This is a genomic window from Citrobacter sp. Cpo100, assembly GCF_030332595.1.
Taxonomy (GTDB): Bacteria; Pseudomonadota; Gammaproteobacteria; order Enterobacterales; family Enterobacteriaceae; genus Citrobacter; species Citrobacter portucalensis.
In genome coordinates this window covers 1347351-1359877 of the sequence record NZ_JAOWHM010000037.1, presented here as the reverse complement: position 1 = coordinate 1359877, position 12527 = coordinate 1347351, and the positions used below count along the sequence as shown (strand labels likewise).

Below are 12527 nucleotides of genomic sequence, written 5' to 3'. Positions count from 1 at the left end.
AATCATCTGCATAAATGAGATTATTTTTTGCGGTGAGCATCATTCTTTCTCTTGATTAAATTCTGCATATTACCGGCTTTAATTTCATTAATGCCGGAGGATACCGTGTCGTTGAAAATCCAGGATGATTATCTACAACGTTTTTTCTCGATAGCAAAAGTATTCTCCAGTGCGACTGGATTAGCCACGGTTGTGGTTGATGTAAACGGAAAAACTCTCTCGGATTGCCATAACTTTAATTCGTTCTGCACATTAATGCGGGCGGATGAACGCTATTGTACGAGTTGCCAAAAGTGTGACAAATATTGTGCTTTTGAAGGTTTAAAACACCTTAAACCCAGAATACTCAGCTGCCACGCAGGGCTAAGTCTGTTTTCTATGCCATTAATTCGCGAGGAGCATCTGTACGGTTTTATGCTCTGTGGGCAGGTGCGGGCAAAATATCAGGAATATAAAACTATCGTAATTGATAATGAATGCTCATGGATGGATGAACCAAAAATAAAAGCTGAATGGAGTCAGGTGGCGGTAGTCGATAATAATACGCTGGTGGCATCAGCTAATTTATTAAATTTTATTGTTGATAATTTTGAGACAGAACAGCAACAACCTGATGGGTTTGTTATCCCGCCAACCAGTTACATGCATCATTATTTTACAGAGCCTTCCCGACACGAGAAAAAGCTTCTGGCAGCGTTGCGTTATATTGATGAGAATTTATATAGTGAATTATCCCTGGAATCCGTAGCAGCTCACGTTTGCTTAAGCGCAAACTATTTCAGCCGTTTTTTTAAGAAACGGCAGGGCGTTAACTTTAAAACCTGGGTGAATCAGAAAAAAATGCAAAAAGCGGGGGAGTTATTGCACGATCCCGTTCATTCAATAGACAGCATTGCCCGGAAACTCCAATACGCACAAACCAGTTACTTTTGCCGTGTTTTCCGGGCGGCGCATCAAACGTCGCCCCAGTCTTTTCGTCATGCCAGACTGTCACAGTAAAGGTTTTCCGGCAGCGTGATGGCTTCAGGGATAAAAGAGAGCCGATCGCTCAGGGTTACCACATCACCAATCACTATCAGCGCAGGGGGGAGGATGTTAGCTTCCTGCGCCTTGCTCAGTAGTGAACCGAGCGTACAGGTCAGTCGGCGTTGGTTATCGCGGGTGGCGGACATAATTAGCGCTGCAGGCGTATCTGCTGATTTTCCACCCATCAATAATTCCTCACAGATAAACGCCAGATTGGCGATACCCATGACGATAACCAGCGTACCATTCAGTTTGGCCAGCTGACGCCAGTCCTGCTGTTGGTTGCCCTCCCGCGTATGACCGGTTACCACGTGAAATCCCGAGGCGAAATCGCGGTGTGTTACCGGAATCCCGGCATAGGTCAGGCCACCAATGGTTGAGCTAATACCCGGCACCACTTCAAACGGGATGCCTGTCTCGACGAGATCCTCAACTTCTTCAGCCCCGCGTCCAAAAACATACGGATCGCCGCCTTTCAGACGCACAATATTATTGTGCGTTTGGGCATACTGGACAAGCAGTGCATTGATTTCATCCTGCGGTACACAATGGAAACCCGGGTTTTTGCCGACATTGATAAGCAGACAATCAGGTAATGCCCATTCCAAAATTTTAGGATTGACCAGCCGATCGTAAATAATGACATCAGCCTGTTTAATGCACATCATTGCTTTGAGGGTAAGTAATGAAATATCACCGGGACCTGCCCCAACGAGCCAGACCTTTCCGAAAGTTTTCACATTGTGTCCTTTATCACATCGATCAAAAAAAGGCAGAAACCACATCAAGGAATGATAAAAAGCAGTCGTTTGCCCGTAAGTTATAACGTGAAATTATCCAAAATTATCGCACTGATAATATTGATTAATCTCGCAAAGTTTTTTCTGCAATAAACAAGATAACTTGAAAAATTATTAAGAACTTATTGGCACCATTTGCTTAGGTTTAACCTTATTTAAATTGTGTTTATTGCTGCTCTTGAGTATTATTGGTTAATATTTATCCGCCATCAGTGTGAGTAAATCATGGATTGGATCAATGACATTAATGGATGAAATAAAATATAACTCTCGGTGCTTATCTGGGTAGCTTGAATTATTTTTTATAAATTAAACTATTTTTGTACGCTGCATATGGAAGAGGTTATGAGAGGAAAAATACCCAAGACGGAGTTGCTGGTAACTTTTGAAGTTGTTGCGCGTCACGAAAGTTATACCCGGGCAGCTGAAGAGCTGGCTTTGACACAAAGTGCTGTTTTCCGCCAGGTAAATGCACTGGAGGATTTTCTCAATACCGCGCTATTTAATCATGCCAAAAAACGCATTTTCTTAAATGCGGCCGGCAAACACTATTTAAGTATCGTTAAAGAAACGTTAAATAAACTTGAACGAGATACGACGACGATAATGACCTGGCAGCCGACGGTACAGGTTATTGAGCTGGCGGTGAATCCGACGTTCAGCACGCACTGGCTGATCCCAAACCTGCGTGAATTTAACAAACTTAATCCTGATATTATCGTGAACATTCATTCCCTGGCGAATATTGGTGATTTTCTCAATCGAGAGTATGACGCGGCAATCATGCGCGAAGACTTTTATTCGCCATGGTCAGGGGTTGAGTACCTGTTTGAAGAGGAAATTCTGCCGGTTTGCAGTCGCTGTTTGCTGGCCGAACCGGAACGAAAACTGGCGGTGAACGAATTACTAAACGAATTTCCGCTCTTACACCAAAGCACGCGCATCAAAGGGTGGCAGGAGTGGTTTGCGCTGTCAGATGTCAGCAGTCCGCTAGTGAATAAAGGTCCGAGATTTGATTTGTTATCGATGCTGATCGCGGCGGTCCGTTCTAATCTGGGCGTTGCGCTGCTCCCACGTTTTGCCATTCAGCACGATCTGGACAGCGGTGATATGGTCATTCCTTGCGATGTTCCAATGCGTACCGGGAATCGATTTATTATGACGTGGCGTGAAGAGAAATCGGAATCCGAGCATTTACAGATTTTCCGTAACTGGTTGCTCAGTAAGTCCGTGGTATCGGCTGCCTGAAGGTGGCTTGCGCCTTATCAGGCCTACAACGATGGGTAGGCCGGATAAGACGCGTTAGCATCGTTATCCGGCAAAAGAACGGCTACCAGTCGATCCCAACCTGTGCCTGAATACCGCGGTCAAACGCGTGTTTGACCGGGCGAATTTCACTGACCGTATCGGCCAGTTCCAGTAACAGCGTATGGCATCCGCGTCCTGTGACGATAACGCTCTGACCGGCAGGACGATTTTCGATGGCGCTGATTACCTCCTGGGTATCCAGATAGTGGTAAGCAAGCATGTAGGTGAGTTCATCCAGCACCACTAGATCGTAATGCGCATCAGCCAGCATGCGCTTACTTTCCTGCCAGACAACCGTTGCCGCCTCGATATCTGCTTGCCGATTTTGGGTTTCCCAGGTAAATCCGGTACCCATAATATGGAACTCGACGCCGAGAGGTTGCAGCGTGTTGTACTCGCCATTATCCCACTGGCCCTTAATAAACTGCGCGATGCCAACGGTTTTTCCGTGACCCACTGCGCGCGTTGCTGTGCCAAAGGCTGCGGTGGATTTTCCTTTTCCGTTGCCGGTGAAGACAATCAGGATCCCTTTCTTCTCCGTTGCCGCCGCTACGCGGGTATCAACCTGCTCTTTCAGCTTCTGCTGACGCTGACGGTGTCTGTCGTTATTGGCGCGCGCTTCCATGGAAACTCCTTAATGCCCTGCCGGACAAGTTGCGCAGCGATGCTGCTGCTCGAACTGGCTAAAGAAGTTATTGCCTTTGTCATCCACTAATACGAAGGCCGGCATATTTTTAACTTCCATCATCCATACGGCTTCCATTCCCAGTTCGGGATATTCAAGGCACTGCAGGCTTTTCACGTACTGCTGCGCCAGCAGGGCTGCTGCACCGCCAATGCTGCCGAGGCTAAATCCACCGTGTTTGTGACAGGCATCAGTGACCTGCTGGCTGCGGTTACCCTTGGTGAGCATAATGAGGCTGCCGCCTTGTGCCTGGAAAGCATCGACATACCCATCCATGCGCCCGCCGGTGGTGGGCCCCATCGAGCCACAAGCCTGATTTTCTGGGGTTTTGGCGGGACCCGCGTAGTAAACGATATGTTTTTTCATGTATTCCGGCATCGGTTCGCCGTTATCCAGTCGTGCTTTGATGTTCGCGTGGGCGATATCGCGAGCGACAACAATCGGGCCGCTTAACGACAGGCGTGTACCAATGGGCAGAGCGGAAAGGTCATGCAGGATGTCACGCAGCGGACGGTTCAGATCCAGTTGTACGGTCTGGGCACCGTTTTCTACTCGCTGTGAATCAGGAATGAATTTGCCCGGATTATGCTCGAGTTTCTCCAGCCAGATACCGTGTTTATTAATTTTGGCCTTAATGTTACGGTCGGCAGAGCAGGAGAGGGCCATCGCGATTGGGCAGGAGCCGCCGTGGCGCGGTAAGCGAATTACGCGGATATCGTGGGCAAAGTATTTGCCGCCAAACTGCGCCCCGATGCCAAACTCGCGGCTGGCATTGAGCAACTCGGCTTCCAGCGCCGTATCACGGAACGCCTGGCCCAGCTCGTTCCCGCTGGTGGGTAGATTATCGTAATATTTGGTTGAAGCCAGTTTGGCGACTTTCAGCGCCTGGTCGGCGGATAAGCCCCCAACCACAAAAGCGATGTGATACGGCGGACAAGCGGCTGTACCCAGTGATTTCATTTTTTCGATCAGGAACGCAGTGAGTTTTTCCGGCTGTAGAATGGATTTGGTTTCCTGGTACAGCGCCGCTTTGTTAGCTGAGCCGCCACCTTTATTGACGAACAGGAAACGGTATTCGTTACCTGGGGTGGCGCTAATATCGATTTGTGCGGGCAGGTTGGTCTGGGTATTGACCTCGGTATACATATCCAGCGGGGCATTTTGCGAGTAACGCAGGTTGTTTTCGGTAAAGGTGGAATACACGCCTTTGCTTAATGCTTCTGCGTCATCGCCGCCGGTCCAGACATGTTGTCCTTTGCTGGCCACAATGGTTGCCGTCCCGGTATCCTGGCAGTTGGGCAGTACGCCTTTAGCTGAAACCTCTGCATTGCGCAGCAGCTGCAATGCGACGTACTTATCGTTACTGCTGGCCTGTGGGTCGTGCAAAATGCTGGCAATCTGTTTTAAATGTCCGGCGCGCAGGAAAAATGAAGCCTCATAAAACGCCTGCTGTGCTAACAAGGTTAACGCTTCCGGTGCAACCTTGATCACTTCCTCTCCGTCTAACTCCGTTACCGTAACGTGCTGGTTACTAAGTAATTCATACTCGGTACTATCTTTACTCTGAACAAAGAGTTCCTGCCAGACAAATGGTTTAGACATGTTTACTTCTCACCTCTTCGTGTTGTTTACCGAATGGCGCTTCGCTTATCCGGCCTACGATTAACGCATTGGTGTAGGTCGGATAAGCGAAGCGCCATCCGGCGTAAAGTTATTTGGCTAAAAAGACATTGGCTTTTGTCGCTTCGGCGACATATTCGATAGTTTTCTGGGCACGAACGCTGTTTCCGGCTTCATCAAGCGGTGGAGAATAGACCGCAATCGCATATTCGCCTGGGACAACGGCAACCATGCCGCCGCCGACGCCGCTTTTTGCCGGGATGCCAACGGTGTACAGCCATTTACCGCTACCGTCGTAAAGCCCGGCAATTGCCATTTCTGCCAGCACCTGCGGAACATATTTCTCATTCAGCAACTGTTTACCGTTGAACGGAGATTTGCCTTTGTTCGCGAGTACGGCACCCATTTTGGCCAGTTGCTCAACGGTGATATCCACCGAGCACTGGCGGGTATAAATTTCAACGGCTTCGTCAGTGTTGCCATAGAAGCTGTTATAGGATTCCATCAGCTTGGCCAGCGCCTGATTGTGCTGGTTGGTTTCCATTTCAGATTTGAAAACCGGTTCGTTCACGGTGAGAGTGGCATCGGCCCAGACGTTCAGGTTGTCGAGGATTTTGTTCCAACGATCGGTTTTGTCTTTGGCTTCGATCAGGCTAACGGTGCTCATGGCCCCGGCGTTTACCAGAGGGTTTTCAGGCGCGCCTTTGGTCAGCTCAACGGCTAAACCTGAGTTGAATGGCATACCGGTGGCATTGGCGCCAAGTTTATCCAGCACTACCTGAGGACCGTGCTGCTCCATGGCGAGCGCCATGGTGAACACTTTACTCAGGGATTCCATTGGGAAAGGTTTGTTAACATCGCCAACCTGGTAGATCTTGCCGTCCACCGTCGCAATGGTGATGGCAAAATTTTTCGGGCTATAGGTCGCCAGAGCAGGGATGTAGTCGGCGACTTTTCCATCGTTGTTACTTTTGTACTTCTGATGAGCCTGTTCTATCAGCTTGGCGTAGTCGGGCGTGGTTTGCGCGAATATGGTTGCGCTAAACAAGACGCTGAAAGAAAAGAGACTCACGCCGAGAATTGTTTTATTCATTATGCATTCCTGTTGGTGTGCTCATCTTGGTGCCGGATGGCGGCGTACCGCCTTATCCGGCCTACGGATGGTTAAACGTTATGTAGGCCGGATAAGCGCGAGCGCCATCCGGCAATGGCGTTGTGTCAGGACATGGCAACTTCTGACGGTTCGGTAACCGGACGTTCCTGCTCCGGGGACTTCACTGGTGCAGAGCCACGGCAACCCTGGCCGAAGTGTTCACCTTCCCAACGGCTGACAATGGCTGCTCCCATGGCGTTACTCATAACGTTCGTGGCGGAACGACCCATATCGAGGAACGGATCGACACCCATCAGCAGAATCAGACCTGCTTCTGGAATGTTGAACTGGTTCAGGGTTGCAGCGATAACCACCATTGATGCGCGCGGTACGCCTGCCATTCCTTTTGAGGTCAGCATCAGGATTAACAGCATGGTGATTTGCTCGCCCATGCTCAGTTCGATGTTGCACGCCTGGGCAATAAAGACGGTGGCAAATGAGCAGTAAGCCATGGAACCGACCAGGTTAAAGGAATAACCGATAGGCAGAACGAAGCTGGCGATTTTTGACGAAACACCGAATTTTTCCAGCTTGTCCAGCGTACCCGGGAAGGCGGCTTCAGAGCTTGAAGTGGTAAAGGCCAGCAGAGCGGGTTCGAGGATTGATTTAGTTAACCGTGCGATGCAAGGCCCGACGATCATCGTAGACAGGCCAATGAGGATCGCCCACAGCATACCCAGCGTCAGGTAGAACTCACCCATGAAGATCCCGGCGCTAACCATCACACCCAGACCACGTTCGGCAATCAGACCTGAAATAGCGGCAAAAACGGTCAGTGGTGCAAACAACATGACGTAACCCGTCAGCTTCAGCATGACGTGCACCAGTGAATCCAGCACTTTCACGATAGGATCGGCTTTTTCACCAATCGCAGCGAGGCTGCAACCAAGGAAGATTGAGAACACGACGATCTGCAGAATTTCGTTACGCGCCATCGCATCGACAATACTGGTCGGTACCGCGTGTGAGATGAATACTTTCAGCGTGAATGGCTCTGACTTAACGGCGGCAACGGCTCCGACGTCATGTGGCACAAAGTTGATACCTGCGCCTGGCTGGAAGATATTAACGATAACCAGACCCAGTGCAATTGACACCAGAGAGGCGCAAATAAACAGGAAGAAGGTTTTCGAAAATATACGTCCTAGCGTTTTGGCATCGCCCATTTTGGCAATACCTACAACCAGAGTTGAAATAACCAATGGAGCGATAATCATTTTCACCATACGTAAGAATATGGTGGTGAAAATGGAAATATCTGCTGCATAAGATTTTGCTGTTTCAGCCGCGGCCATATTATTTATGGCCACCCCGGCAATCATGCCGAGTATCAGGCCTAATATGATCATCTTCGTTAAACTAATTTTCTTCATGTGTACTCCATCGGATAAAGGCTGGTAATTGGAATTGTGTAGGGTGGCGTGCGCCTGAACCTGGACAGCAGCTCAGACGCACGCCTGTTGTGACCAACCGCATGAATAATTCGAAGCACTGTGATACAGCTGAATTCTGTGCTCCAATGGTTGTTATTGTGTTTTTTTGTTACAAGTCGAACTCAATACTTAATAATGGAGCGTGTTGCTGCGCACCATAAACATCATTGTCACCGACGTTGCCGGAAATAATATCTCGTGGCATGACGATTTTTACGGCATTCGCTGGATCGAACCAGACGATATTGTGAATAAATTCAGGCTCAACATTATATAAACCGGCAATAAGCTGTGGCGTTAATTGCTCGCAGGCTTTTACCCGCTGATAGTCTTCCCTTGTTTTAAATAAAATATCTAAAACCAGTTCGTACGGTCCGGCGTTTTTGGAACGAATTACTTGCGCCAGTGAACAAATTGAGTGTTTCATGCCTGAACTCCTTCTGGCGTCACCTGTTCAATGTGGAAATCAAAACGCAGCGCATCGCTCGCTTCAATCAGGTGATAGATCGAGAACTCATACACCGGTCCACTCTGAATATCAGATGGCGAGAACGGGAAGGCGAGGTTGCCCGCAGTCGCAATGCGATTTTCATAGCCGTAGTGCAGCAGGGTAGAGCGCACCAGCGAGCAAACGCTGTTGGCGATATCCTGCGTTGGCGCAACGACATCCAGTAAAATTCCCAGTTCATGGCCCGCAGTTTTCATCGGCTCATGGTTGCCCATCACACCGTTCTTACCGTACAGGTGGAACGTCATGCGGATACTGTCGTCATTCAGTGAGAGGTTACGTGCAACGCTTGCCTGTACCTCTTCAAGAATCGTGTCAATCCCGGCAATCATAATCGGGTCACGTGTTCCGGCGATGGTCAGGCAACGGAAGCCAACCTGGCGTGCACCTTCCAGTTTCAACGCATACGGTGTTTCTTCATGGCGTGAACCGCTGACATACACTTCACCCTCGTTAACCTGGGTGAAAGTGCATGCCTTCAGGTTCAGCACACCGCCTGGCCCTGGCAGGAAGTACGGATCTGACTTCTCGTACAGAGTGTGCGCTGCTGCGGAAGTCTCGGTGAACTTACGCTTGGGATTGAACGCCTTCAGCGTAAAGCCGTTATCGTCAATGATTCCCATCGCACAATCTGAGCCGGAACCAGGGGTGGCGGCAATGGCTGCACACTCAAGGATCTTACCGCAATGAAGCGCCAGACCTTCATCAAAGCCCTGCATAATCGGCAGCGCGGCGAAGCAGGCCGGATCGTAGGCACGTCCGCCCAGGACCACCTGCGCACCGGCTTTCAGCGCACGCTGGAAAGGCTCGACGCCCATCTGCGCGACAATGTAGGTGCTCTCTTCAATGGCCTCGTGAGTCAGTTCAGGCACAAAATCGAGCGCGGTGATTTTGCCGTTATCCAGCGCCTGATGAACGATTTCTTTATCGACATCAGACGGAATCAGCGCCATTGAGAAAGACAGTTTTTCTTCCTGCGCGATCTCATGGATTATCTGGCGACACCACTCCAGATGCGGAGCTGCACCAGAACCACCGGCTGTGCCGATCACGACAGGGATGTTGTTCTTAACGCCTGCCACAATCATATAGCGCAGATCGCGTTTCACACCGGCCCTGTCAGTAAAGGGTTTACCTGCCCCCAGGTAGTGGGGGCCAGGATCGGAGGAACCTGCGTCAACAGCAATAAGATCCGGTGACTCTTCCATGGCTTTACGAAAACTTTCTTCCGGGAAGCCATAACCCAGGATAGCCGTAGGCGATAAGATCTTAAATGTGCGTGCCATCTCTTAATCCTTAGTTTGCAACAGCGCGATGGTGCGGTTCATTTCGTTAAACACGATGTTGAGACCTTCATCGAAACCCATACCCGGTTTGATCAGCATGCGCATTGGACGCGCGGCCAGCGCGACGTGTACGCAGGTACGAGCACTGATTTCCGTTTCGTTACAGGTACCGCCCTGATAGGCTTCCATTCCGTGTTTGTTGCAATACAGCACTGCATCAACGATGTTGTGAATACCGCCCAGGTCCGGGGTTTTAATCTGCACCATGTGGCAGCTGCCCGCGTCGGTGAAGTCCACGATGTCCTGATAGGTGTTACACCATTCATCCGCAACGATTTTCACGCCAGAACCCAGACGAGTCAGCTCCTGAGTGATCTCGGTTAACATGCGGATCTGATCCGGCTTGTTACCGGCATCAACCGGGCCTTCAATGTACAGCGGCAGGCCTTGCGCTTCGGCTTCCAGGCTGGCGATGTATTCGGCGCAACGCACTGGATCCATATCGAAGATCAGACCGATGGTGCCGTAGACATCAATGTGCAGCGTTGGGTGATAGCTATCGTTGGTGCGCAGGCTCAGGATGCGGTTAGATAACCAGCGGACGTACTCACGCAGTTTTTCACCTTTAAAGCCCAGCTTCTCTTCTACGTTATTGATCAGCGCATGCGGTAGGACATCCACACCTTTGAGGATCATCTTGTCGACGGCGATATAACGGTCGTCGCCGCTCTGACCAAATAACGGAATGGCTTCGGGGACGCATGGCAGCTGCCATTCATCACAAACCACTTCGGCTTTCAGACGACCGGTAGCCAGTGCCGCCGCGTCGAGCAGCGCCTGAGACAGACCATAACGTACGGCGGTATGCAGCAGATGGCCGTCAATACGCAGTTCGTCAAAGAAACGGGCGTTGGTCAGGAACGAATCAACGTCACGACCTTCCAGCAACGGCTTGATGTGGTCGTTGAGGAACGGAATGAAGTTTTCAGCCAGGAACAGCGGGTCACGACCGCCTGCACCTGAATATTGCACCGCTGCGCAATCGCCCACAGCCACCGCGCCGTTTTCCAGAATCAGCTGTACGGAAACACATTCACCCGCCTGACGAACAGACGTAAATCCAGGCGTTACCGGATCGCCGGTATAGATAAACCCGTCATGACCGGCGCCGTTTTTGATGGCCTGCTGATCGTCAAAATAAAATGAGGAGTAGCCAGCTGTGAAAAGGGCCTGTTTAATTTTCATTATGGTCTTCCTATTAATTTACTGTGGGATACGGCGTTGATGTCATCAATGACCATCTGGAAAGAAGGCTTGCGACCTTCGAAATGTGCGCGCTCTGCAACGTAGTCGTGGTGCAGGGCGAGAATATCTTTCGGCAGCGGCACGGCACCGGCTTCAAGAATACGGATTGCGCCTGTGTTATCGCGAACAGGCAGGATCTTACCGGCGTTACAGGCGGCAGGAGCGAAAGGCACATCCAGCACGCCAGCTTCAAAGGCCAGCACCGTACCGCGCGCAATGTCACCATTGCCCAGTTCGAAGACTTTCTTCAATACCGCGCGGACTTCGCTCTTAATCAGGTCAACTTCCTGTTCCACGGCAGCGCACTGCGGGAATTTCTGATCGCTGACCATGTTGAGCATCTGGCGTGACGCTTTCAGACCTTGGGCGTTAGCTGCCGCGGTTGGGATACCGAATGCTTCGTGCGGACTTTTGGTAATGACTTTTGTGGCACCAGACATACCGGCAACCGCTGCGCCCCAGGCGATAACGGAGAAGGCTTTTGCTTCATCTTCCGGGAATCCGCCCATCCACTGGTGGAAAACGGTGCTCAGCTCGTAATCGTCGAAGCCATGGTTATGGAAGTATTCGTGGGACAGTTCACGCAGTGCCTGAATAGCAGCGATATCCTGTGTCAGGCTACCGACCTGGCCGTAACCGACGGTAATAGACTTCACGCCCTGCTCCAGCGCCAGCAGACCTTCGATAATCGCGACTGAGTGGGACATGAACGGCGGGATTAGCGTGCCGGTCAGCGGACCAAACGGTTCACGGTTGATGCGAATGCCGTTCTCTTCGTACAGACCCATCAGACGGTCACAGTACTGCCAGTCGCGGATGGATTTTTCCAGGGTGACGCGTTTGGCGTAAGGGATGTTGTAGGAGATACCGCCGCCTTCGTAGCTGGTAAAGCCACTGGCCATGGCGATTTCTGCCAGCAGACGCGCATCCGGTGTACCGTGGCGAACCTGGATCGGTTTATCCAGCGATTCAGTCATACGACGGCAGGCAGCAACCCCGTGATTGACGACCGGTAAACCATTCAGCTTGGAAGTACCTGCTTCGATGGATTTTTGGATCCCGACAGCGGCTTCTTCATAGCGGTTCAGACGGGTATAGGCATCGATAGTACTTGGCAGGAGGTCGCACTCTTCCTGCAATGTTTTGAGCAGCGCAATATGCTCATCCATTAATGCCACACCTGCGCGCGGCTGGCTCAGAGTTTTACCTTCCTGATCGGCCTTCAGCAGGGCGAGGGAGAAACGCTTTTTCTCTGGAATTGATTGCTGGTACTTCACGCCATCTTCGAAGTTCTCAACGTCTTTGCCGGTTTCCCAGGTTTGTAACACCTGATGCCTTTCGGTCATGAATTCGTCGTGGGTCAATTTTTTATTTCGAAGTTCCATTCGTAGCTGCCTTAAGTT

10 protein-coding genes and 1 pseudogene are annotated in these 12527 nt (G+C 50.6%); 2 read left to right on the top strand and 9 right to left on the bottom strand.

Annotation, left to right across the window (positions count from 1 at the left end):
• Window positions 1-105 precede the first annotated feature (105 nt).
• Window positions 106-999 carry a PocR ligand-binding domain-containing protein gene (locus tag OGX96_RS22285; protein WP_286584211.1) on the top strand — a complete coding sequence of 298 codons (894 nt, stop codon included), beginning with the start codon at window positions 106-108 and terminating at the stop codon, window positions 997-999.
• Here OGX96_RS22285 and cobA read toward each other — a convergent pair.
• Window positions 978-1766, bottom strand: coding sequence for a uroporphyrinogen-III C-methyltransferase (cobA, locus tag OGX96_RS22280; protein WP_003831416.1), 789 nt, complete (start codon window positions 1764-1766; stop codon window positions 978-980). The two genes, OGX96_RS22285 and cobA, sit on opposite strands and share 22 nt — an antisense overlap.
• A gap of 405 nt (window positions 1767-2171) precedes the next feature.
• Between cobA and OGX96_RS22275 the strand changes: the two genes are divergently transcribed.
• Window positions 2172-3074, top strand: a complete 903-nt coding sequence (locus OGX96_RS22275; protein ID WP_003022936.1) for a LysR substrate-binding domain-containing protein — start codon at window positions 2172-2174, stop codon at window positions 3072-3074.
• 82 nt (window positions 3075-3156) lie between these two features.
• Here the strand turns inward: OGX96_RS22275 and cobO are convergent, their stop codons facing one another.
• The 8 genes and pseudogenes from cobO to OGX96_RS22235 form a co-directional block, all read right to left on the bottom strand.
• Window positions 3157-3759 carry a cob(I)yrinic acid a,c-diamide adenosyltransferase gene (cobO, locus tag OGX96_RS22270; protein WP_063940686.1) on the bottom strand — a complete coding sequence of 201 codons (603 nt, stop codon included), beginning with the start codon at window positions 3757-3759 and terminating at the stop codon, window positions 3157-3159.
• Between the two features lie 9 nt (window positions 3760-3768).
• Window positions 3769-5421 carry a class I fumarate hydratase gene (locus OGX96_RS22265; protein WP_111465910.1) on the bottom strand — a complete coding sequence of 551 codons (1653 nt, stop codon included), beginning with the start codon at window positions 5419-5421 and terminating at the stop codon, window positions 3769-3771.
• Window positions 5422-5530: 109 nt separating this feature from the next.
• Window positions 5531-6532: a glutaminase A gene (gene glsA / locus OGX96_RS22260; protein WP_191215039.1), complete on the bottom strand. Its 1002-nt coding sequence runs from the start codon at window positions 6530-6532 to the stop codon at window positions 5531-5533.
• A gap of 151 nt (window positions 6533-6683) precedes the next feature.
• Window positions 6684-7965, bottom strand: a pseudogene (locus OGX96_RS22255) (dicarboxylate/amino acid:cation symporter); the annotation flags it as partial.
• Between the two features lie 169 nt (window positions 7966-8134).
• Window positions 8135-8452: a DUF4387 domain-containing protein gene (locus OGX96_RS22250; RefSeq protein ID WP_003831425.1), complete on the bottom strand. Its 318-nt coding sequence runs from the start codon at window positions 8450-8452 to the stop codon at window positions 8135-8137.
• Window positions 8449-9819, bottom strand: coding sequence for an acyclic terpene utilization AtuA family protein (locus OGX96_RS22245; protein WP_003022951.1), 1371 nt, complete (start codon window positions 9817-9819; stop codon window positions 8449-8451). Before OGX96_RS22245 ends, OGX96_RS22250 begins: the two co-directional genes overlap by 4 nt.
• A 3-nt stretch (window positions 9820-9822) precedes the next feature.
• On the bottom strand, window positions 9823-11064 hold the full coding sequence (locus tag OGX96_RS22240) for a methylaspartate ammonia-lyase (protein ID WP_032942736.1): 1242 nt from the start codon (window positions 11062-11064) through the stop codon (window positions 9823-9825).
• Window positions 11064-12509 (bottom strand): methylaspartate mutase subunit E, encoded by a 1446-nt coding sequence (locus tag OGX96_RS22235; protein WP_003831428.1) that lies wholly within the window; start codon window positions 12507-12509, stop codon window positions 11064-11066. Before OGX96_RS22235 ends, OGX96_RS22240 begins: the two co-directional genes overlap by 1 nt.
• Window positions 12510-12527: the final 18 nt, after the last annotated feature.

What these genes read in the sequence shown, in the direction of transcription:
- OGX96_RS22240 (WP_032942736.1), bottom strand. Translation starts at nt 11,064, where the DNA reads ATGAAAATTAAACAGGCCCTTTTCACAGCTGGCTACTCCTCATTTTAT.
- OGX96_RS22265 (WP_111465910.1), bottom strand. Translation starts at nt 5,421, where the DNA reads ATGTCTAAACCATTTGTCTGGCAGGAACTCTTTGTTCAGAGTAAAGAT.
- glsA (WP_191215039.1), bottom strand. Translation starts at nt 6,532, where the DNA reads ATGAATAAAACAATTCTCGGCGTGAGTCTCTTTTCTTTCAGCGTCTTG.
- OGX96_RS22250 (WP_003831425.1), bottom strand. Translation starts at nt 8,452, where the DNA reads ATGAAACACTCAATTTGTTCACTGGCGCAAGTAATTCGTTCCAAAAAC.
- cobO (WP_063940686.1), bottom strand. Translation starts at nt 3,759, where the DNA reads ATGGAAGCGCGCGCCAATAACGACAGACACCGTCAGCGTCAGCAGAAG.
- OGX96_RS22275 (WP_003022936.1), top strand. Translation starts at nt 2,172, where the DNA reads ATGAGAGGAAAAATACCCAAGACGGAGTTGCTGGTAACTTTTGAAGTT.
- OGX96_RS22245 (WP_003022951.1), bottom strand. Translation starts at nt 9,819, where the DNA reads ATGGCACGCACATTTAAGATCTTATCGCCTACGGCTATCCTGGGTTAT.
- OGX96_RS22235 (WP_003831428.1), bottom strand. Translation starts at nt 12,509, where the DNA reads ATGGAACTTCGAAATAAAAAATTGACCCACGACGAATTCATGACCGAA.